This window comes from Streptomyces sp. NPDC093568 (assembly GCF_044764945.1).
Lineage (GTDB): Bacteria > Actinomycetota > Actinomycetes > Streptomycetales > Streptomycetaceae > Streptomyces.
On record NZ_JBIWJD010000001.1, the window covers coordinates 2226957 to 2246768 of the forward strand.

Sequence of the window (19812 nt, forward strand, 5' to 3'; positions counted from 1 at the left end):
GGCTGGTGGGGTCGGGCCGTGGGCGGAATTTCGGAATGCAGCCTTACGCAGATGAGGCGGAAAGGATCCAGAGATGATTCTGAAGGACCGAGTTGCAGTGATCTACGGAGCCGGGGGTGCGATCGGCGGCGCTGTCGCACGCGCCTTTGCCTCCGAGGGGGCCACTGTCTTTCTCACCGGGCGCCACCTGGAACCCGTGGAATCCGTCGCCAAGGACATCGTTTCCGCCGGCGGATCCGCCGAGGCTGCCGAAGTGGACGCGCTCGACGAGCACGCTGTGGACAAGCATCTGCAGTCCGTGATCGACAAAGCCGGACGCGTCGACATCTCGTTCAACGCGGTCGGGATCCCGAACGCGAGGATCCTGGGTGTGCCTCTGACCGTGATCGATGTCGAGCAGTTCTCCCTGCCGATCACGGCCTACACGAGGTCCTACCTTCTGACCGCGCGCCTGGCCGCGAGGCGCATGGTTCCAAACAGATCAGGGGTGATCATGACCGTCACCGCGCTGCACTCGCGGACGGGTATCCCCCTGGTGGGAGGCTACGGTCCGGCGATGGCCGCGAAGGAGGCGCTCACTCGCGACCTGTCCGCCGAACTCGCACCTCAGGGCGTTCGCGTGGTCGGTCTGCGGCCCCAGGCCATGCCGGAGACACACACGATCAGGGAAGCCTTCGAGCCCAGAGCCAAGGCATCGGGAATGACCTGGGAACAGTGGCAACAAGCGCTGGCCGGCAGGACCCACGCACGCCGGCTCATGACGCTCGAGGAGACGGCGAACATGGCGGTCTTCCTGGCCTCCGACAAGGCCAGCGGGATGACCGGAACAACCGTCAACCTGACCATGGGCAGCCTGGACGACTAGAGCGACGCTGCCCCGAATTCCGTTGAGGACAGGGAAACGAAGATCGCAGCACAGCGGATCTGTGACGGAAAGGCCCATCGGGCATCGATCGCGCGCTGGTCGAAAAGCCTCATCAGCGCAGTTCAGCGGTCTTTTAATGCGCTGCTCAGGCCGGTTGGCCGAACCATGTGCCCAGCGCACGCACCAGCATGGTGGCGTCGAGATCCTGCCCGGTGGGCAAGGCCCGGGCGACACAGCCGTCGGGCCGGATGAGCAACGCGTCGACGTCCACCCGGTCCGTGCGGGCAGGGACGGTGATGACCCGTCAGGTCCACGCGGCCGCGGCGCCGCGGCCCTCCGCGCGGTCGACGAGGTCCAGCAGGAGCTCACGCCCCTCACGCAGCAGGTCCGCCGACCGGGTCACCGCAGTGACGACGTCAGGGTCGGACCGCTCCAGGGTCAGCTTCATGTCCGGGCACAGGGTGCCGACGAACCGGTGGTCGTCGCCCAGGTCGTACCGGACGTCCATGCCGGCGAGCACGTCGCCGACGTACCGGTGGGCTTCGCCGAGGTCCATCAGGTCGGAGAACTTCTCCCACAGCGCCCTCGTCTGCGGGTCAGGTCGCATCAGGGCGATCTGGGCCCGGGTGTTCTGCAGCAGGCGCGCCGCGACCGGATGCCGTTCGGTGGAGTACGTGTCGAGGATGTCCTCGCCGACCCAGCCGCATACCACGGCCGCGAGCTTCCGGCCGAGGTTCGCCGGGTCGCCGATACCGACGTTGAGGGCCTGGCCGCCGACCGGCGCGTACACGTGGGCCGCGTCCCCGGCCAGCAGGACCCGGCCGGCCCGGTACGTGGTCGCCTGTCGCGCAGTGCCGATCCAGCGGGTGCCGGACGACATCGTGGTGATCGTGACGTCGGTTCCGCTCACCCGCCGGATGCTGTCCTGCAGCTCCTCGACGGTGGGCCGCTCGACCTGCCGCGGCGGGCCGTCGAACTGTTCCAGGCCGACCCGCTGCCAACCCCGTACGCAGGGGCGATCGGTATCAGCGGCGCGAGGTTATGCCGTGTGTTAGTCTCACGCGTTTGCGTGGTCGTCGCGGTGGGCGATTCTGTCTGTCCGTTCGGCTTGTGCGTGGGCTGTCCAGACCTGCCGGGCCTTCCTCGGTAAGTTCCCTTGCGGAAGGCTGTTTATGAAGCATCCCAATGACTCCGGTATCGCTCACGGCAGTCCCGCCCAGCCTGGGGCCACGACCCCGGCGCTGCTCCCGGCCGTCACCTTCGACGGTCTGGAACTGCCGACGGAGATGCTGCGGACACTGAGCGAACTCGGGGTGCGCGAACCCTTTCCGATCCAGGCCGCCACACTGCCCGATGCCCTGGAGGGGCGCGACATCCTGGGACGCGGGCGCACCGGATCAGGCAAGACGCTCGCTTTCGGCCTGCCGCTGCTCGCACGGACGGCCGGGCGGCGCGCGGAACCGAAGCAGCCCCTTGCTCTGATCCTGGTGCCTACCCGGGAGCTGGCCCAGCAGGTCACCCAGGCGCTGGCGCCGTACGCCGAGGCACTGCGGCTGCGGATCGCCACGGTCGTCGGCGGAACGTCGATCGGCCGGCAGGCCGCCGCGCTGCGCGAGGGAGCCGAGGTGGTCGTCGCCACCCCCGGGCGCCTGCACGACCTGATCGAGCGCAACGCCTGCCGCCTGGGACGGGTGAGAATCACCGTGCTGGACGAGGCCGACCAGATGTGCGACTTGGGATTCCTGCCGCAGGTTGCCGACGTGCTCGACCAGGTGCACCCCGAAGGTCAGCGGATGCTTTTCTCGGCCACTCTCGATCGCGACGTCGATCAACTGGTCCGCCGCTACCTCCACGACCCCATCGTCCACTCGGTCGACCCGGCCGCGGGCACAGTCACGACGATGGAGCACCACGTTCTGGTCGTCCACGGCCCTGACCGCTACGCCGTCATCACGGAAATCGCCGCCCGCGACGGCCGCGTGCTGCTGTTCCTCGACACCAAGCACGCCGTCGACCAGCTCACCCGGCATCTGCGGGCCAGCGGGGTGCACGCCGGGGCCCTGCACAGCGGCAAGTCCCAGCCACAGCGCACACGGACCCTGGCGCAGTTCAAGAACAGCCAGATCACCGTTCTGGTGGCGACCAATGTCGCGGCCCGTGGCCTGCACGTCGACGACCTCGATCTCGTGGTCAACGTCGACCCGCCCACCGATGCCAAGGACTATGTGCACCGGGCGGGCCGCACCGCCCGCGCCGGTGAGTCCGGCAGCGTGGTCACGCTCGTGCTGGCGGGCCAGCGCCGCGAGACGAGCCGCATGATGGCCGGGGCCGGCATCGAGCCGACCGTCACCAAGGTGCGCTCGGGCGAGGCGGAGCTGAGCCGGATCACCGGCGCCAAGACTCCCTCCGGGATCCCGCTCGACGGCGGGCCCGCCGCCCCCCGACCCAAGAACACCAACGCTCCCTTCCGCGGCCTCGGCACCAGCAAGGGCGCCTCCCGCGGCGCCGGCGGCAAGTCCCGAAAGGCGGGCGAGGCCCGCAAGCTCGCCGAGGCCCGCAGGGCCGCCCTCGTGCGTCGCAACGGCTGAGAGCCGTTGCCCTGGCAGCCTGGCCACGGGTCGACAACCCTCGGCCCGGCCCGAAGCCGTTCTGTGTGCCTCATCTACGAAGTCAACTCCTTTGGCCGCGGGAGGGATGCCCGCGGAAACGGAGCAGGATGATGTTGCCGGCGCCTCGCACTGCGCCCGGCATGACAAGCTGTGCTTGCCCACCCCCCGAACCCAGGAGGTCACCATGACCGCAGAGCCCGTATCTACGGAAGGTTCGGAGCCGGCTGCCCCTGAGACGTCCCCTCTGGAGCCGGACAGCGACGGCAACTACGACCTCAAGCGCAAGTTCCGCGAAGCCCTGGCGCGCAAGCGCGCTGCGCAGGCGGATGCCGCTGATGTTGCCGCCAAGCCCGATGCATCAAAGGTGCGTTCGGCGCACGGCCCGGCTGCGAGCCAGCGGTCGTTCAGGCGCAAGAGCGGCGGCTGAGTCGATGAGTCCCGCGATCTGACCGCTTCACCGGCACTCGCGCTATCCACTCGCGCGTCCCGTGCAGTGGCCCGCGACGTGCGCATGCCCGTGCGCGCGTCGCGGGCGGGGCGTATCCGGGGACTCGCCTGGGGGAATGGCCCAGATGCGGTTGGCTGGGGTCGGTGGCGCCGCCGAACTGGAATTCCGGGATGAGGGCACTGCCTTGTCCGAGGGTACGCGGCCGGTGTTGCGCGCCTTGCGTGCCCCTGTACCGCTGTGAAAATCGACTGCGGTTGTCCGGGGTGACGGTAGACATCCGCGTGGCAAGGACAACCGTTTCCCGTCCTGCTGGGGCTGAACGACGCACAGACGGTCGCGTTCCGGGCAGCGGTCGCCTCCGTGCCCAGCCACGACGTGCAGGTGCCGGCCTGCCCCGAGTGGACGCTGTCCGATCTTGTGCAATATCTGAGCTGGGTGCACCGCCGCCATGTCACCGGTTCCTCCCGCGGCTTCGGCCGCGAGTTTGCGCAGGCGGCCCTGGAGCGCGGCGACAGGGCCGTCGCCCGCAAAACCGACTCCCTCGCGGACCTGCCGGCCGCCCACGGCGAGGCGATCCGCCTCGTCGAGCCCGGCGGCTTCGCTACCGTCCGGTCCGGGCGTGCCCGACCTCGATGCTCGCGGGGCCGCCGCCGGAACCACCACGGACCGTGCTGCCGGGCCGCGGCTCAGGCGTCGATGATGACGGGGATGATGAGCGGCTTGCGACGGTGGGTGCGGAACGCCCAGTTGGCGACGGCGCGGGCGAGGAGCTGTTCGAGTTGGCGCGCGTCCCCGACGCCTTCCTCGGCCGCGTTGGCCAGGGTCTTCTCGATGACGGGGATGACCGGCTCGAAGGTGGTGTCGTCGTGGACGAAGCCGCGGGCCAGGAAGTCGGGGGCCTCGGCGAGGGCGCCGGTGTCCGCGTCGACGATCGCCACCACCGTGACCACGCCTTCGGCGGCGAGGGTGAGGCGGTCCTTGAGGGACGCTTCGGTGGCGCCGCCGACTTCCATGCCGTCCACGTAGACGTTGCCGGCGGGGACCTTACCGGTGATGGACGCCCGCCCGTCGACCAGGTCGACGACGACGCCGTCCTCGGCGATGACGACCCGTTCGGGGTCGACACCGGTACGGATGGCGAGGTCGGCGTTGGCTCGCAGGTGGCGCCATTCGCCGTGCACGGGCATGACGTTGCGGGGTTTGACGATGTTGTAGCAGTAGACGAGTTCGCCGGCGCTGGCGTGCCCGGAGACGTGCACCTTGGCGTTGCCCTTGTGGACCACGTGGGCGCCCCACCGGGTGAGTCCGTTGATCACCCGGTAGATGGCGTTCTCGTTGCCGGGGATGAGGGAGCTGGCGAGCAGCACGGTGTCACCCTTGCCGATCCGGATCATGTGGTCCCGGTTGGCCATCCGTGACAGCGCGGCCATGGGTTCGCCCTGGGAGCCGGTGCACACCAGAGTGATCTTGTGGTCCGGGAGCTTCTCCAGCTCCTTCGTGCTCACGACCAGACCGGAGGGGACCTTCAGATAGCCCAGGTCACGCGCGATGCCCATGTTGCGTACCATCGACCGGCCGACGAAGGCGACCTTGCGGCCGTGCTGGTGGGCGGCGTCCAGGACCTGCTGGATGCGGTGCACGTGGCTGGCGAAGCTGGAGACGATGACCCGTCGCGGCGCGGTGCGCATCACCTGCTCGATCGCCGGGTTCAGCTCCCGCTCGGAGGTGGTGAAGCCGGGCACTTCGGCGTTGGTGGAGTCGGTGAGGAACAGGTCCACGCCCTCCTCGCCGAGGCGTGCGAAGGCACGCAGATCGGTGATGCGGTCGTCGAGAGGGAACTGGTCCATCTTGAAGTCGCCGGTGTGCAGCACCATCCCAGCCCGGGTGCGGATCGCGACCGCCAGGCTGTCGGGGATGGAGTGGTTGACCGCCACGAACTCGCAGTCGAAGGGCCCGAGCTTACGCCGGTCGCCCTCCTGTACCCGCACCGTACGCGGCCGGATGCCGTGTTCCTTGAGCTTGGCCTCCAAGAACGCCAGCGTCAGCTTGGAGCCGACGAGGGGAATGTCGGACCGCTCGCGCAGCAGGTACGGTACGCCGCCGATGTGGTCCTCGTGGCCATGGGTGAGGACCACGGCCACGATGTCGTCCAGCCGGTCCCGGATCGAGGTGAAGTCCGGCAGGATCACGTCCACGCCGGGCTGGGTCTCCTCGGGGAACAACACGCCGCAGTCGACGATGAGCAGCTTGCCCGCGTGCTCGAAGACGGTCATGTTGCGGCCGATCTCACCCAGGCCGCCCAGGGCGATGACCCGCAGCCCTCCTTCGGCAAGGGGCGGGGCGGCTTTCAGCTCGGGGTGCGGATGGCTCATACCCTGACGGTACCCGGAGAGCGGGACAGGTGATCCATTGCCTGTGCGATCTCCTTTTCCGGACGGAGCGGGGCACCCGCAGCGTGCCTCGGCAGGATCGGATCACGCCGGCGACCGGGGACAGGGAGCGGTGAAAGCGGTACCGCCTTCCGTGGCCGAACTGTTCGCCCGGTGCTGGAGAAGATCTCGTGCACCCTGTCGTGTTTCCGGCGTTCGCTGCCTCCCGGCGGGCCTCGGCACTGGTCCACTCTCAGTAGTCGAGACTCGGGTGTCCTCGGCGCTCAGGAGCAAGTGGGCTGAGAGGGCAGCCCCGAGGCAGCTCCTTCGCCGGCAGACAGATGGCGGTGTCCCCGAAGCGCTTGCCGCTCCCGCCCGCCGTGCAGGAAGCCGATGTGGTGCCCCATCGAACTCGACGACGAGGTCGCGCGGGGGCGGCTCGTCCGTGGTCTCGAGCCGGTTCCGGGAAGTCCAAGGTGACGCCGTGTGGGGGAGGGGCCGGTCACGCGTGATCGGTGGGGCCCACCCGGAGAACAGTCGGCGGCGGGGAGGCGGTAATACCTCGCCGCTGCCTTGTGCAGAAGAAGGGCGCGAAGCTACTTGATCACCATCGGCTGAGCCTCACGGGCGATCCAGCCGTTCGTTCCGGGCCGGATGCTGGCGCGTTCTCGCTAGCGGCTTCCGTCCTGCCGTTATAGCGTTGTGATCAGCAGTCGTGGTTCCGAAGTTCCGTTCGCCCGTGATCGCCTCACGGGCGTTCTTGCTGTTCAGCGCCTCTCCGGACCAGGGCGATCACCTCCCGGTCGCGCAGGGTGCGTGCCCGGTTTCCCGCAAAGGAGACAGTCATGGCCAAGGGCACAGTGAAGTGGTTCAACAGCGAGAAGGGCTTCGGCTTCATCGAGCAGGAGGGCGGCGGCCCCGACGTCTTCGCCCACTACTCCAACATCGCCAGCCAGGGCTACCGCGAGCTGCAGGAGGGCCAGAAGGTCGAGTTCGACGTCACGCAGGGCCAGAAGGGCCCGCAGGCTGAGAACATCCGCCCCGCCTGATCGCGCCCGGGTAAGGGGGGCCCGGCATCCCGGCTTCGGGACGCCGGGCCCTTACCGTCGCGCGACGGTTCATCTGACTACGGGCGACGCCGTCTAAATCGCCGCATTCGACCCAGGGCGGCTTGCAGTCCTCGATCCGCTCTCTGGCTGAGAGTCGTCGGCGCGCCGGGCCCGCCAGACCAGCCGCACCGAGCCGTCGCCGACCGCGACCAGTTCGGTGTTGTACGCACCGGCGTCCGGCCAGGACCGCGGGGTGAGCCAGCCGGTGCTGCCGACGGGCCGGACCCGGGTGAAACGGGAGAGCCCGTCTCCGGTGAGCGAGACGAGAGTCCCGTGCCCGCCCGCGACCAGGGTGTACAGCCCACCCGAGGCAGAGGCCGGATCGGGGTTCGCGGCGTGCAGGGTGCGCGCGCCCCACGGACCCGGCGCCCGTGTCTCCGCAGCGGCAGCGGCAGTTGCGGCGGTTGGAGCTGGGGTCTGGCCGATGGCCGCGGACGCCAAGGCCAAGACAGGTGTGAGCGCGATGCCGAGCACCGCGCGGGACTGCGCAGTCATGGAAATACCCCCGGGCAAGGCGAATCCGCGTACATGGTTTCGCCGACTGTTCGATCAGGTCAGGCGCAGGGCATCTCAGCCAAGATCGCCCGGCGCTGCAGACATCGGGCGGCCGCCGTGGGCTTATGCCGGCAGCCCAGCCTGATATGGCCCGTCAGTCACCTTGCGTCGCTGCATGGTCGTAAGCCGGAAGGCGAAGTAGATCGCTGCTGCCCCGGCAGCGGCGTGCGAGAGGTCGGCCGCCACGTACTGCGCGACGGCGCTGTGGATCTGCGCGAGGGTCTCGGCGCTGTCGTAGCGCGAAGCGGCGAGCCGCCCGAACAGGACGCTGAAGACGAACAGGACCCACCAGAGGTTCACCGGCCAGATCGACGTACGGTGCGACTGGCCTTCGGTCGGCAGAAGGGTGCTCGCGCCCCACATGTCGACGGAGATGCGGTACGGCATCCAGAGGTTCACCAGCGGGATCAGCCACGCGCCGATGGCCCAGCCCGGTCCTCTGCGGAACTGGTCGGGTGCCAGCAGCCCAGTGGCACGGCGCATGAGGAAGAACCAGACGATGAAGAGGATGGCGCAGGGCAGGTACAGGGTGACCTGGTAGCGGCTGACGGTTTCGTACAGGGAGTAGGCGTCGGCCAGTTCGGGCGGGAGTGTGGTGAGACCGCGGTCGGGGTCGGTCAGGGTGTGGATGCGGAAGCCGACGAACGCGGCGGCCAGATCGCTCAGCGCGACGACGGCGAGCAGCGTCGCGACGGCGGCCAGGAGGCCGCGCGAGGCGAGCGGCACTCTGCCGGGCAGCGAAGGTCTCGGGCGCAGATCGCTGGGTGCGGACATGACGGTGAGCCCCCCACGGGCGTAGTTACGGGAAATGGCCCGCGGAAGATCGCGTGCGGAGGCACGGTATGCCGTGTCGAGGCGTCCCGTCCATGACATTCCTGGCGCGAATCCGGGGGCTGACCAGGAGGGCTGAGCTGATCCTCCTGCGGACGGGGCCTGGGATACAGTCCCCGCATGCGTTGATCTCCTGGGCGTCGGCCGAGCGCCGCCGCGGATGGTCACGGCGACCTCGCCGGCCGGGGCCGCCGGTCGGCACACCCGTCGTCACGCCACCGGAGATCACGCAATGACAGCGCAGCAGCAGCCGCTCACCTATGACGCTTTTGTCGAACACGCCGAGGCTGACCAAGCCGTCGTAGGGCTTGTCCTCAAAGGTTCCCAAGCTCATGAGGGCATGACCACCGACCACTCCGATCACGACTTGTACGTGGTCCTCGCCGAGGACGCGGCAACGACTCTCACCCGCCTGCGGGGCCACCGCACCCAAGAACTGGACCTCGTCATCCTCACCCTGGATGAGTTCCGCGCGGCCGGAATGCCGGGCTTCGAGCGCTACGCCCTCGCGCGCGCCCAGATCATTCTCGACCGGCTTGACGGAGGTATCGCCGAGATCCTGGCGGTCAAAGCGCGGCTGGGCGCCGACGAGGCGTTCCGGGATGCCGGTGAATGGCTCGACGCCTATGCGAACTCCCTCTACCGCTCGATCAAGAACGACCGTGACGGACACGCACTCGCGGCCCGGCTCGATGCCGTGGACAGCGTGCGGTTTCTGCTGGAATTGCTGTTCGCTCTCGACTGCCGCCCCCGCCCCTACAACAAATACCTCGAGTGGGAGCTTCACCGATTCCCTCTGCCCGGCTGGAACACCCGCGTATTGCTCGACGATGTCGACCACATCTCGAGGACGGGTGACACGTCCGCACAGCGACGCCTCTTCGCTCATGTCGAGGCGCGAGTCCGCCGGGCGGGGCACGGCGCAGTTCTCGACGCATGGGGCGCTGACCTGGCCTTGATGCGGCCGTGAGGGACTGGGAATGCAACGTGGGGGCACGTTGTTGAGCCCCATGTCTGACATGCTCGAGTCAATCGGCTCGCATGGTGACGGAAGGAATTCCCCCCATGGCACGCAGTAATGCACGACCCGTCGTGAGGCTGACATCGACGGCCGGCACCGGCGTCACCTACGTGACCCGGAAGAACCGTCTGAACGACCCCGACCGGCTGGTCCTGCGCAAGTACGACCCGGTCGCCGGCGCACACGTCCTGTTCCGCGAGGAACGCTGACGCCTGCGCCGCTGTTCCTCGGCAAATCCCGTGACGAAAGGACATTTCATGAGGCCCGGTATCCATCCCGTCTCCCGTCCGGTCATTTTCCGCGACCGTATGTCGGGATTCGCCATGCTGACCCGCTCCACCCTCGACTCGCAGCGGACGGTCGAATGGGAGGACGGCAAGACCTATCCGGTGGTGGACGTCGAGATCTCCTCGGCGAGCCACCCGTTCTACACGGGCACCTCACGGGTCGTGGACACCGCGGGACGTGTGGAGCGATTCGAGCGGCGCTACGGCCGTAAGGCCGCCGCCGGTCGATGACGGCCGACGCGCCAGTCGCCCGAGAGGAGAACACGATGAAGGTGCGCAAGTCACTGCGCTCGCTCAAGGCCAGGCCCGGCGCCCAGGTGGTGCGCCGACGGGGCGTGACCTTCGTGATCAACAAGAAGGAACCGCGCTTCAAGGCCCGCCAGGGCTGACGGACCGCCGCTCCGCACATCGTCGCCCGGTACCCGCGGTCACAGCCGGTGCCGGGCCGAAGGCACGGACAGTCGACATGCCATGCCATGCCATGCCATGCCATGCCACGCCGTCGGCGTCGGGGGAGAGCCAGCGCGTCATGACTCGGGACGTCTTCCGCAAGTGCGTCGTACCAGGACAATCGGGCGGTCACGCGAGATGCTGCCGCCATGGCGACGTCACCCTCCACCGACACCCCCTACCGCTTCGACGACCTGACCGCCCTCTACATCAACTGCACCCTCAAGCCCTCCCCACAGCGCAGCCACACTCAGGGGCTGATCGACAAGAGCCGGTCCATCATGGACGGGGCCGGCGTGCGCACGGATCTCATCCGCGCCGTGGACCACGACATCGCCCCTGGCGTGTACCCGGACATGACGGAGCACGGCTTCGCCACCGACGCCTGGCCGCGGCTGTACGAGAAAGTGCTGGCGGCGGACATCCTGATCCTGGCCGGCCCGATCTGGCTGGGCGACAACGGCTCGGTCACCAAGCAGGTCGTCGAGCGGCTGTACGCCTGCTCCTCGCTGCTCAACTCCCAGGGCCAGTACGCCTACTACGGCCGCGTCGGCGGCTGTCTGATCACCGGCAACGAGGACGGCGTGAAGCACTGCGCCATGAATCTCCTCTACAGCCTCCAGCACCTCGGCTACACCATCCCGCCGCAGGCCGACGCCGGCTGGATCGGCGCGGCCGGGCCCGGACCGTCGTATCTCGACCCGGGCTCGGGCGGTCCGGAGAACGACTTCACCAACCGGAACACGTCGTTCATGACGTGGAACCTGATGCACGTCGCCGCCCTGCTCAAGCGCACCGGCGGCATCCCTGCCCACGGCAACCAGCGCTCGCAGTGGGACGCCGGATGCCGTCCCGGTGCGGACAACCCCGAGCACCGCTGACCGATCCCCGGCGGACGCGAGCTGATCTCGTCGTCCGCGGCGGGCCGGCCGTCAGGCCTGGAGGCGTTCCGCGTAGGCCTCGGTCGGTGGAGCCGGGGTCGGGCTCGTCATGCCCACCGACCAGAAGTCCGGGGTTCCGGGCACGGACGTCACGTCGTTGAGGTACGGCGCAGGAGCCGGGCCGGCCGGGCCCCGCACCACGGTCCAGCCGTCGCCGTCGCGACGTAAGTACGTACTCCGGGTCTGGTCCTGGTAGTTCCAGCCCGTGATCCATGCGGCCCGGCCGTGCGCGTCTCCCGCGATTCCGGTCAACGACCCGAGGGTGAAGCCCGCCTCGACACGGGTCCAGGCCGTGCCGTCCCAGTGACTCAGAGCGGGGTTGCCGGGGCGGCCCGGCGGTCCGCCGATGCCGGCCTCCGTGCCCACCGCCCAGACGTCGTCCGGGCCGGCCGAGTGGAGACCGGCGAGGCCCAGACGCAGGCCCGCGACCGGGGGCAGCACGGTCCATGCCCCGTCCCAGTGGGCCACGAGGCCTGACCAGCCTCCGCCGTTCGACCGGTCCCCGCACAGCCACACCTCACCCGCCGACGAGCCCGGCACGATCCGGTAGAGATTCGCGCTCTCGACCGGCAGCGGATCCAGCCAGCGCCATCGTCGCCCCTCCCCGCACAGCAGCCCGGCGGCACCGCCTCGGCTGCCGCAGACCCACACCCGGCGGTCGGGGCCGACCGCCACGGCGTTCAGCCGGACGTCCGGCTCGCCGAAGCCCGGGAACGGGGCTTCCCGCCAGGTCGTTCCGTCCCAGCGCAACAGCGGGCTCGCGGCGCCGGTCTGTCGGCCCACGCTCCACGCGGCGTCGGCGCAGACACCGGCGACATCGCTCAACCGCGTGTGGGTCAGGTGCGACAGGTCTGTCTTCGTCCACACGCCGCCGTTCCACATCATGGCCAGAGCCCGCCCCGAGGACGGGCCGGCGAGCCCCTCCTCGCCCACGGCCCAAGCCAGTTGGGGCCCCGCGGCGGTGACGCGGCGCAGTTGCGCGGCGGGGGTGCTCCCGGGGGCCGGCACGGGCTGCCACCCCTGGGTACGAGGCGTCGGCGCATCGGCCCGTGACGGACCCGGGGCGAGCGCGAACCCCGACAGCGTGCCGATCGCCCCTGCCACAAATCGCCTTCGTCTCACTGCCGGATCCCTCCAGACACCTCGGGCGGATGGGAGGGACCACCTTGAGGCAACAAGCCTCCGTGAACTAGATACGCACGTGACAATGCGCGCGGTCGCGCAGTGTCGAACGGCCGCCGGCCCGACCAGGCCGTTCGGCCCGTGGACGACAGCGGTGCTGGTTGGACCGGTGGTGCGCGGGGCACCCGGGGCCTGACCGACGGTCCGCCTGCCGTCCGCGTACGGCGAGAAGTGAGCCGGTGACCGATGCAGACGTTCCTTCCCGACCCCGACTTCCGGCGCACGGCCCTGCTCCTGGACCGGCGGCGGCTGGGCAAACAGCGGGTCGAGGCCTTGCAGGTCCTGCGTGGTCTGACCGTGCCCGGGTATGGGTGGCGGCGGCATCCGGCGGTGCGGATGTGGACGGGGTACGAGGAGGCACTCGTACGGTACGGCCTGGAGATCTGCCGGGTCTGGCGGGAGCAGGGACACCAGGACACCTGCGCCGCGTCCCTGGTCGCCGGGCTGGCCGGGCACCGGCCGGGCGCCGAGGTACGCGAGCAGCCGGAACTGGCGGCCGCCGGTGAGCTGCCGCCCTGGCTCGGCGACGAGGCCTTCCATGACAGCCACCGCTCGGCGCTGCTCCGCAAGGACCGGGAGGCGTACGCCGGCCGGTTCCCCGGGGTGCCCGCGGACCTTCCCTACGTATGGCCGAGCTCGGATCGTGAGCCGCACCTGACGCCCACCGACCGGTGAGCCGCGCCTCCACCGCCGTACGCGGGCGGACATCGCGGACACTGGGCAGCAGAAGAGGGGAGGCCGACGATGCCGACCGTCCGTGAACAGCTGGGCCAGGCACTTTTCCGCCGGGTCGCCGGTCCCGACGGGGCCGCGACGCGTGCCCGCATCCACCACACCCCGGGCCCGCGCTGGTTCGGCCCGGACCGCCCCATCCGCACGGTCCACGGTGACGCCTCGATGTTCATCGGCGGACTGAGCGCGCTGCTGCTGCAGTCGCTGCATCCGCTCGCCATGGCCGCGGTGGCGGGGCACTCCGGCTACCGCGGGGACCCGTGGGGCAGGCTCCAGAGAACCAGCGCCTTCCTGGCCGTGACGACCTACGGCACGGCCGCGGACGCCCAGCGGGCGGTGGACCACGTCCGCGGCATCCACGAGCGGATTCGCGGCACGACGGCCGCGGGCGAGCCGTACCACGCGGCCGATCCGCACCTGCTCGGCTGGGTGCACGCGGCGGAGACGGACAGCTTCCTGCGGGCCCACGAACGCTATGGCGCGCGGCCGCTGGACGCCGCCGGCTACGACGCCTACGTCGCCGACACCGCCCTCGTCGCCGAGGCACTGGGCGTGACCGACCCACCCCGGGACCGCCGTGAGCTGTCCGAGCGCCTGACGGCCTACCGGGGTGAGCTGCGCGCCACCCCCGAGGCCCGCGCCGCCGCCCGCTTCCTGCTGTTCCAGCCACCCGTGCCCCTCGCGGTACGGCCCTTCTACGGAGGTCTTGCCGCGAGCGCCGTCGCGCTGCTCCCGCCCTGGGCCCGCGGCATGCTGTGGCTGCCGCGGCTCCCGGTGGTCGAGGACCTCGCCGTACGCCCGACCGGCCAGGCACTCACCCGCACCATCCGCTGGGCCATGAACCCGCTGCGCCAGTCGCCTCCGCACTAGCCGAGGACGACGCTCGGCGACCTCGTGCATTTTTCCCGTCCCGGGGCACACGTGAGGGGGAGTGGGCGTGCCGGCCGCCGATGGGGCACCGGCCTGATCAGCCGGGAGGCCGGACGTGGAAGGGCCGCATGACGCGGGGATCGAGCAGAGGGGGCGAAGAAAGCCTGTTCCGGCACCGCCCGCGGAGCTGACCCGTGCACTGGAGTCGATCGGCGCCGCCGCATACGTGGTGGACGAGGGGGGCTGCATCATCGCCGTCAACGCCCGCGCCGAGAGCCTGCTCGACAGGTCAGCCGACGAGCTCGTCGGACATGACGCGCACGACCTGCTGCATCGCGGACCGCACGGCCAGCCGCTGCCGAGAAGCCAGTGCGCCATGCGGCAGGCGTTCCACGCGGGGCGCCCCGCGCAGGCCGACGAGGACTACTTCGCCCGTGCCGACGGTTCCCTGCAGCCCATCTCCTGGCTCATCACGCCGTACGACATCGGCGACCACCACGCCTGCACGCTCGTGGTCTTCCACAGTCGCGCGAAGTCGCAGGACACGGCCCCGCCGTCGGAGCCGCCGTCCGCCGTCCTGCCGGAGCTGGAGCGGCTCGCGCTGCTGGCCGAGGCCACCACGCAGCTGACGTCGACCCTCGATGTCGACGAGGCGCTGCGTCGGCTCACCGCCCTGGTGGTGCCGAGGCTCGCGGACTGGGTCGTGGTCGACCTGATCACCGAGCGGGACGAGGTGTGGCGCGCCGTCGTCGTCCACGCGGACGGTGACACGGTCACGCACCACGAGGACCTGGAGGGGCCGATGCCGCCGGTCCTGGAGGAGTCCCCGATGCCGCTGTCCAGAGCCCTGCGCGGCGTCGCCTCCACGGTGACCGGGCCCGAGACGTACCACCGGGCACCGGATTCCGGCATCGCGGTCGAGCAGCGCCGCCTGTTCGACACGACCGGGATGCACTCCGCGGCCATCGCCCCCGTCCGCGGCACCCGCGAAGTCCTGGGCGCCCTGACCCTGGGCCGTGCCGAGCATCCGGTCGCCTTCACCGTCGAGGACCTCCCCTTGGTCGAGGACATCGCGCGCCGGGTCGGACTGGCCATGGACAACGCCCGCCTCTACCAGCGCCAGCGCAAGGTCGCCGAGACCATGCAGAACCATCTGCTGCCGCAGATGCCGGTCGTCCCCGGCCTTGAGCTGACAGCGCGCTACCTGCCCGCCCCCGATGCCTCCCAGGTCGGCGGCGACTGGTACGACGCCTTCCCGCTGTCCGACGGAGCCACCGCCCTGGCCATCGGGGACGTGGTCGGCCACGACCTCGAGGCGGCGGCCGGGATGGCTCAACTGCGCAACATGCTGCGCGCCTACGCGTGGTCGCACCGAGAGCCTCCGAGCCGGATCGTGGAGCGGCTCGACGAGGCGATGGAGCACATCACCGACGTCACGATGGCGACCATGATCTTCGCCCGGATCGAAGTGACGGGCGACGGCCACTGGCAGGTCTCCTGGACCAACGCGGGCCACCCGCCGCCGCTCCTGATCAGCCGGGACGGCGTGGCCGGATACCTCGACGCCGGCCACGGCGTCGCCCTGGGCACGGGGATACGCGCCTCGCGGCCCGACGCCGAAACGGTGCTGCGGCCCGGGTCCACGCTGGTGATGTACACCGACGGCCTCGTCGAGGCACCCGGCGACATCCTCGACGTGGGTCTGAACCGGTTGCGCAAGCACGCCGCCGCCCTGGCCCACCGTCCCCTCACCGTCTTCGCCGACCAGCTCCTGCGCCGCGTCCGTCCCGCCTCCAACGACGACGACGTCGCCCTCCTGGCACTGCGCGCTCCCGCCTGAGCCCGCCCGGGACTCGAGCTCCGCCCTCTGGCCGCCGCGACCTTGGTCGATGTCGGCACAACCCACGTCCCACTGATTGACAGGTCCAGACCAACGCGCAACGCTGAGAGCGCTCTCAAGAATCCCTCGCTTCGGCCACAGACGAACGGAGACAGAGCGTGTTAAGGACACTCAAACGCCGGGCCACCGCCCCGGCGTTGGCCCTCGCGACGGTCCTCGCCGGCACGTTGCTCGCGACCGCGGCGGAGGCTCCGGCCCAGGCGGCCGTCCCGGCGACCATCCCGCTGACGATCACCAACAACTCGGCCCGGGGCGAGCAGGTCTACATCTACAACCTCGGTACGGAGCTCTCGACCGGACGGCAAGGCTGGGCCGACGCGAACGGCACGTTCCACCCCTGGCCGGCCGGCGGAAACCCGCCGACCCCCGCGCCGGACGCCGCGATCACAGGGCCCGCCGCAGGGCGCTCGGCGACGATCCGCATGCCGAAGTTCTCGGGCCGGGTGTACTTCTCCTACGGCCAGAAACTTGTGTTCAAGCTCACCACCGGCGGCCTGGTACAGCCCGCCGTGCAGAACCCGACCGACCCGAACCGGAACATCCTCTTCAACTGGTCGGAGTACACGCTGAACGACTCGGGCCTGTGGATCAACAGCACGCAGGTCGACATGTTCTCCGCGCCCTACGCGGTGGGCGTCCAGCGAGCCGACGGCAGCACCGCGAGCACGGGCAGGCTGAAGCCCGGCGGCTACAACGGCGTCTTCAGCGCCCTCAGGCAACAACCGGGAGGCTGGGCCAACCTGATCCAGACCCGGCCCGACGGCACCGTCCTGCGGGCGCTGTCGCCGCTGTACGGCCTGGAGACCGGGGCGCTGCCCGCCACGGTCATGGACGACTACATCAACCGCGTCTGGCAGAAGTACACGTCCTCGACGCTGACGGTCACGCCCTTCGCCGACCAGCCCAGCACCAAGTACTTCGGCCGTGTCTCCGGCGGCGTCATGAACTTCACCAACAGCGCCGGAGCCGTCGTCACGAGCTTCCAGAAACCCGACGCCTCATCCGTCTTCGGCTGCCACCGCAGGCTCGACGCCCCGAACGACCTGGTGCGCGGCCCCATCTCACGCACGCTGTGCGCCGGCTTCAACCGCTCCACGCTGCTGGCCAACCCCAACCAGCCCGACCCCACGGCCGACGCCTTCTACAAGGACAGCGTCACCAATCACTACGCCCGCACCATCCACGCGCAGATGGCCGACGGCAAGGCCTACGCCTTCGCCTTCGACGACGTGGGCCATCACGAGTCGCTGGTCCACGACGGCAACCCGCGTCAGGCGTACCTCACCCTCGATGCCTTCAACTGACCGGTGCGCGGCGTGCTCCGGCCAGGCCATCGGCGCCGTGAATCGACCGGGGCGCCGGTGGCCTTGCCAGGTAGCTAGCGCGTCTACCGCGCACCTGAGGCAGACTCGTGGTGGTGTGCGGAGGCTTCCGCGACCTGCTTGAGCGCCGAGGTCGTGGCGCGGTCGCCGACCTTGGCCGGCTGCTCGTGCGCCATGTGCGCGGGACGGTCACGATCATGTTCGTGGTCACGGCGGAAGTGGGAGGGCTCCAGCCGGGCACCGGGGCCGGGGGCCTCCGACGGGGCGTCGGCGGCCGACTGCCCGCCTTTCCGCGCGGTACCGGGCTCACGATCTCGGGCGCCGTCGTCCGTCGCCGCCTCCTCCTGGATGTCCTTCCGGGAATGCGGCTGAGTCAGCCAAGCGATGGCAGCGCCGGTGATCGCCACGGGCCACTCCACCACCCCGGCCACGCCGAGCACACCCGCGCCGGTGTACACAGCGATCCGACGTCCGCGCGGCGAAACCGCGCCGATCCAGTCCAGCGCACTGTCGGCGACCTTGCCCACCTGCTCGGCGCCGGGCAGGCGGCGCAGCGTGGAGCCGACGGCCCGCAAGGGCTGAGGAAGATCTGGCTGACTACTCCTGACCTGGCTCATATCGATCTCCCTCCGCGGGTTCAAAGGGCCAAAGGGGTAAAGCTCCGGGTTTCCATTGTCATGCCGCATATGCGTGATTCCGAGACCTGGGGGGCGGGCCCGCCCCGGTACTCGCGTGCCCTGCCCGCACCGGCCCCGATCGGTCGCCGTACGGCTTCAGCGGCCGTGGTGCGACGGTGAGCGAGCCGGTGCTGATCTTCCGGAGGACCGCATGTCAGGGCTGTTCGGACAGGCGGAACGTCTGTGCGGCCGAGTTGTCGCAGGGACGCTGCACCAGTTGCACGCTGTCCGCTGAACTGCCCGTACCGCTCAGGCACTTGCCGCTGTGCCGTGCGACGAAGTGGTAGGCGCCGGACGCCTCGCGGACGGGGAGCCACTGCTGGTTGCCGCCACCCCCGTAGGACCACAGCTGCAAGGGCGCGCCGTCGGCGGTCGAGACGCCGGTGACATCGACGACCTGCTGCGGATTGCCCCGGATCGCGATGCGTGTGTAGCCGCTGTCGGTGGCGCGGAACTGGAACTGCTGCGCCGTGGTCTGGTTGCAGGTGTACTGCTGGATCGCGGTGCCGTTGGCGGTGGCCGCCGCCCTGGCGTCGACGCAGGTGCCGTTCGCGGCGCTGGCCAGTGAGTACCAGGCCGTCTCGGAGATCGGGTCGGTGGGTGCGGGGGTGTCGCCCGCGCCGGCGAGCCACTTGAGCCCGTCGATCAGGAAGCGGTTCTGGGTCGGGCTGGCGAAGGTGGACGACAGCCGTGTGTTGGAGGCGTAGTCCATGGCGTTGTGGCCGAAGTTCGCGTACAGCATCCGGTACTGGGTGTTGGTCCACAGGATCGGGTAGTAGCCGCTGTACCAGGACTGGTTCGGGTCGGTGCCCAGGGGGAAGCTCGACGGGTCGACCGAGGCCAGGATCTTGATGTTCGGGTTCGTGCGCAGGTCGTTGGACCAGCTGTACCACTCGCTGACCGCCGAGGTGAACGTCTGGGGCAGGCTGGTGGTGGACGGGTGGGTCCGGTCCTCGGTGCGCAGCACGGCGGTCGTCGGTCCCCATGTGTTGGAGCGGAAGTTGCCGCTGCCGAGGAGCGTGTTGTAGTACCAGGGCCAGGAGGCGGCATCGGTGGTGAACGCCGAGACGTGGAAGCCCATCCAGCCGCCCCCGGCCCGCATGTACCGCTCGAAACCGGCCCGCTGGGCGGCGGTGTGCGGTGCGTCGTCGAGGAAGAGGACGACCTGGTAGTCGTTCACACCGCCGTTCGCGAGCAGATCCCAGTTGGTCGTCGAGGTGTAGGTGAAGTTGTTCTGGGCGGCGGTGCGCGGAAACCACTCGTTGGCTTCCTTGACGAAGTCGATGTGCGCGGCGTCCCAGGTGCCGCTGTAGAAGGCGATGACCTTGAAGGCGGCGGCCTGCGCCGCGGCGGACGCGTCGTGGGTGAGGGGGGCCGGGGCGGCCGTCAGTCCCAGGAGGAGCGCCAGCCCGGTCAGCAGCCGCGCCAGCAGCCGTCTCGCGGGTGACCCGGCCGGTGTGGTTCGAAGCATGTGTACTCCTGCGCCGGTGATGCGGCATGTGTGGGGGAGCGAAGCAGGGTGGGTGTGCACTGTGGGTGTGGGCATGACAATAAGGTCTGCGGCGAGCGAGGCGCGTGACGAGCAAGGGTTATTTCACTTCATGAGTTAAGGGGTGCTGGAAAACTCCTGTCAAGCCTTTGGTA

21 protein-coding genes are annotated in these 19812 nt (G+C 69.8%); 13 read left to right on the top strand and 8 right to left on the bottom strand.

The genetic code is table 11. The features are described 5' to 3' along the window. The first annotated feature begins 73 nt into the window (after window positions 1-73). Complete coding sequence (locus tag ACIRD7_RS08930; RefSeq protein ID WP_403451434.1) at window positions 74-865, top strand: SDR family NAD(P)-dependent oxidoreductase; 792 nt, start codon at window positions 74-76, stop codon at window positions 863-865. 145 nt (window positions 866-1010) lie between these two features. On the opposite strand, the gene ACIRD7_RS08935 is transcribed toward ACIRD7_RS08930, so the two are convergent. Both ACIRD7_RS08935 and ACIRD7_RS08940 read right to left on the bottom strand, forming a co-directional pair. After that, window positions 1011-1136 carry a hypothetical protein gene (locus ACIRD7_RS08935; RefSeq protein ID WP_403451435.1) on the bottom strand — a complete coding sequence of 42 codons (126 nt, stop codon included), beginning with the start codon at window positions 1134-1136 and terminating at the stop codon, window positions 1011-1013. Between the two features lie 33 nt (window positions 1137-1169). Continuing rightward, window positions 1170-1850 carry an FAD-dependent monooxygenase gene (locus ACIRD7_RS08940; protein WP_403451743.1) on the bottom strand — a complete coding sequence of 227 codons (681 nt, stop codon included), beginning with the start codon at window positions 1848-1850 and terminating at the stop codon, window positions 1170-1172. Window positions 1851-2037: 187 nt separating this feature from the next. Here ACIRD7_RS08940 and ACIRD7_RS08945 point away from each other — a divergent pair, with 187 nt between their 5' ends. Both ACIRD7_RS08945 and ACIRD7_RS08950 read left to right on the top strand, forming a co-directional pair. Beyond that, complete coding sequence (locus ACIRD7_RS08945; protein ID WP_403451436.1) at window positions 2038-3453, top strand: DEAD/DEAH box helicase; 1416 nt, start codon at window positions 2038-2040, stop codon at window positions 3451-3453. A gap of 205 nt (window positions 3454-3658) precedes the next feature. Further along, entirely contained in the window at window positions 3659-3901 is a 243-nt protein-coding gene (locus ACIRD7_RS08950) for a DUF5302 domain-containing protein (RefSeq protein WP_403451438.1), read from the top strand. Between the two features lie 707 nt (window positions 3902-4608). Here the strand turns inward: ACIRD7_RS08950 and ACIRD7_RS08955 are convergent. Continuing rightward, complete coding sequence (locus ACIRD7_RS08955; protein WP_403451440.1) at window positions 4609-6294, bottom strand: ribonuclease J; 1686 nt, start codon at window positions 6292-6294, stop codon at window positions 4609-4611. 842 nt (window positions 6295-7136) lie between these two features. Here ACIRD7_RS08955 and ACIRD7_RS08960 point away from each other — a divergent pair. Then, window positions 7137-7340 carry a cold-shock protein gene (locus ACIRD7_RS08960; protein ID WP_014670069.1) on the top strand — a complete coding sequence of 68 codons (204 nt, stop codon included), beginning with the start codon at window positions 7137-7139 and terminating at the stop codon, window positions 7338-7340. Between the two features lie 93 nt (window positions 7341-7433). On the opposite strand, the gene ACIRD7_RS08965 is transcribed toward ACIRD7_RS08960, so the two are convergent. Further along, window positions 7434-7895: a hypothetical protein gene (locus tag ACIRD7_RS08965; RefSeq protein ID WP_403451442.1), complete on the bottom strand. Its 462-nt coding sequence runs from the start codon at window positions 7893-7895 to the stop codon at window positions 7434-7436. 123 nt (window positions 7896-8018) lie between these two features. Next, on the bottom strand, window positions 8019-8729 hold the full coding sequence (locus ACIRD7_RS08970) for a DUF4328 domain-containing protein (protein ID WP_403451444.1): 711 nt from the start codon (window positions 8727-8729) through the stop codon (window positions 8019-8021). Window positions 8730-9018: 289 nt separating this feature from the next. Between ACIRD7_RS08970 and ACIRD7_RS08975 the strand changes: the two genes are divergently transcribed. The 5 genes from ACIRD7_RS08975 (at window position 9019) to ACIRD7_RS08995 (ending at window position 11425) form a co-directional block, all read left to right on the top strand. Further along, window positions 9019-9756, top strand: coding sequence for a hypothetical protein (locus ACIRD7_RS08975; protein WP_403451445.1), 738 nt, complete (start codon window positions 9019-9021; stop codon window positions 9754-9756). Window positions 9757-9851: 95 nt separating this feature from the next. Then, window positions 9852-10016, top strand: a complete 165-nt coding sequence (gene rpmG, locus ACIRD7_RS08980; RefSeq protein WP_403451447.1) for a 50S ribosomal protein L33 — start codon at window positions 9852-9854, stop codon at window positions 10014-10016. Window positions 10017-10064: 48 nt separating this feature from the next. Next, the gene (locus ACIRD7_RS08985) at window positions 10065-10325 is read left to right on the top strand and encodes a type B 50S ribosomal protein L31 (RefSeq protein ID WP_403451449.1); all 261 of its coding nucleotides are present in this window, start codon (window positions 10065-10067) and stop codon (window positions 10323-10325) included. Between the two features lie 35 nt (window positions 10326-10360). Further along, a complete protein-coding gene (gene ykgO, locus ACIRD7_RS08990) occupies window positions 10361-10483 on the top strand; it encodes a type B 50S ribosomal protein L36 (RefSeq protein WP_055619862.1) in 123 nt (40 codons plus the stop codon). 210 nt (window positions 10484-10693) lie between these two features. Further along, complete coding sequence (locus ACIRD7_RS08995; protein ID WP_403451451.1) at window positions 10694-11425, top strand: flavodoxin family protein; 732 nt, start codon at window positions 10694-10696, stop codon at window positions 11423-11425. Between the two features lie 51 nt (window positions 11426-11476). Here the strand turns inward: ACIRD7_RS08995 and ACIRD7_RS09000 are convergent, their stop codons facing one another. Next, window positions 11477-12493, bottom strand: coding sequence for a hypothetical protein (locus ACIRD7_RS09000; RefSeq protein ID WP_403451453.1), 1017 nt, complete (start codon window positions 12491-12493; stop codon window positions 11477-11479). A 360-nt stretch (window positions 12494-12853) separates the two neighbouring features. Between ACIRD7_RS09000 and ACIRD7_RS09005 the strand changes: the two genes are divergently transcribed. From ACIRD7_RS09005 to ACIRD7_RS09020, 4 genes are all read left to right on the top strand, one after another. Beyond that, window positions 12854-13342 carry an MSMEG_6728 family protein gene (locus ACIRD7_RS09005; protein ID WP_403451455.1) on the top strand — a complete coding sequence of 163 codons (489 nt, stop codon included), beginning with the start codon at window positions 12854-12856 and terminating at the stop codon, window positions 13340-13342. A gap of 69 nt (window positions 13343-13411) precedes the next feature. Next, a complete protein-coding gene (locus ACIRD7_RS09010) occupies window positions 13412-14269 on the top strand; it encodes an oxygenase MpaB family protein (protein WP_403451457.1) in 858 nt (285 codons plus the stop codon). 139 nt (window positions 14270-14408) lie between these two features. Further along, the gene (locus ACIRD7_RS09015) at window positions 14409-16109 is read left to right on the top strand and encodes a SpoIIE family protein phosphatase (RefSeq protein ID WP_403451745.1); all 1701 of its coding nucleotides are present in this window, start codon (window positions 14409-14411) and stop codon (window positions 16107-16109) included. Window positions 16110-16267: 158 nt separating this feature from the next. Then, window positions 16268-17473: a glycoside hydrolase family 64 protein gene (locus ACIRD7_RS09020; RefSeq protein WP_403451458.1), complete on the top strand. Its 1206-nt coding sequence runs from the start codon at window positions 16268-16270 to the stop codon at window positions 17471-17473. An 83-nt stretch (window positions 17474-17556) separates the two neighbouring features. Here ACIRD7_RS09020 and ACIRD7_RS09025 read toward each other — a convergent pair whose 3' ends face one another. Together ACIRD7_RS09025 and ACIRD7_RS09030 are read right to left on the bottom strand one after the other, a co-directional pair. Then, window positions 17557-18108 (bottom strand): hypothetical protein, encoded by a 552-nt coding sequence (locus ACIRD7_RS09025; RefSeq protein ID WP_403451459.1) that lies wholly within the window; start codon window positions 18106-18108, stop codon window positions 17557-17559. Window positions 18109-18322: 214 nt separating this feature from the next. Then, on the bottom strand, window positions 18323-19639 hold the full coding sequence (locus ACIRD7_RS09030; protein WP_403451460.1) for a ThuA domain-containing protein: 1317 nt from the start codon (window positions 19637-19639) through the stop codon (window positions 18323-18325). Window positions 19640-19812 lie beyond the last annotated feature (173 nt).

Coding starts and splice junctions, on each gene's coding strand:
- ACIRD7_RS09010 (WP_403451457.1), top strand. CDS start 13,412: ATGCCGACCGTCCGTGAACAGCTGGGCCAGGCACTTTTCCGCCGGGTC.
- ACIRD7_RS09025 (WP_403451459.1), bottom strand. CDS start 18,108: ATGAGCCAGGTCAGGAGTAGTCAGCCAGATCTTCCTCAGCCCTTGCGG.
- ACIRD7_RS08985 (WP_403451449.1), top strand. CDS start 10,065: ATGAGGCCCGGTATCCATCCCGTCTCCCGTCCGGTCATTTTCCGCGAC.
- ACIRD7_RS08995 (WP_403451451.1), top strand. CDS start 10,694: ATGGCGACGTCACCCTCCACCGACACCCCCTACCGCTTCGACGACCTG.
- ACIRD7_RS08930 (WP_403451434.1), top strand. CDS start 74: ATGATTCTGAAGGACCGAGTTGCAGTGATCTACGGAGCCGGGGGTGCG.
- ACIRD7_RS08965 (WP_403451442.1), bottom strand. CDS start 7,895: ATGACTGCGCAGTCCCGCGCGGTGCTCGGCATCGCGCTCACACCTGTC.
- ACIRD7_RS08960 (WP_014670069.1), top strand. CDS start 7,137: ATGGCCAAGGGCACAGTGAAGTGGTTCAACAGCGAGAAGGGCTTCGGC.
- rpmG (WP_403451447.1), top strand. CDS start 9,852: ATGGCACGCAGTAATGCACGACCCGTCGTGAGGCTGACATCGACGGCC.
- ACIRD7_RS08945 (WP_403451436.1), top strand. CDS start 2,038: ATGAAGCATCCCAATGACTCCGGTATCGCTCACGGCAGTCCCGCCCAG.
- ykgO (WP_055619862.1), top strand. CDS start 10,361: ATGAAGGTGCGCAAGTCACTGCGCTCGCTCAAGGCCAGGCCCGGCGCC.
- ACIRD7_RS08950 (WP_403451438.1), top strand. CDS start 3,659: ATGACCGCAGAGCCCGTATCTACGGAAGGTTCGGAGCCGGCTGCCCCT.
- ACIRD7_RS08955 (WP_403451440.1), bottom strand. CDS start 6,294: ATGAGCCATCCGCACCCCGAGCTGAAAGCCGCCCCGCCCCTTGCCGAA.
- ACIRD7_RS08970 (WP_403451444.1), bottom strand. CDS start 8,729: ATGTCCGCACCCAGCGATCTGCGCCCGAGACCTTCGCTGCCCGGCAGA.
- ACIRD7_RS09005 (WP_403451455.1), top strand. CDS start 12,854: ATGCAGACGTTCCTTCCCGACCCCGACTTCCGGCGCACGGCCCTGCTC.
- ACIRD7_RS09030 (WP_403451460.1), bottom strand. CDS start 19,639: ATGCTTCGAACCACACCGGCCGGGTCACCCGCGAGACGGCTGCTGGCG.
- ACIRD7_RS08975 (WP_403451445.1), top strand. CDS start 9,019: ATGACAGCGCAGCAGCAGCCGCTCACCTATGACGCTTTTGTCGAACAC.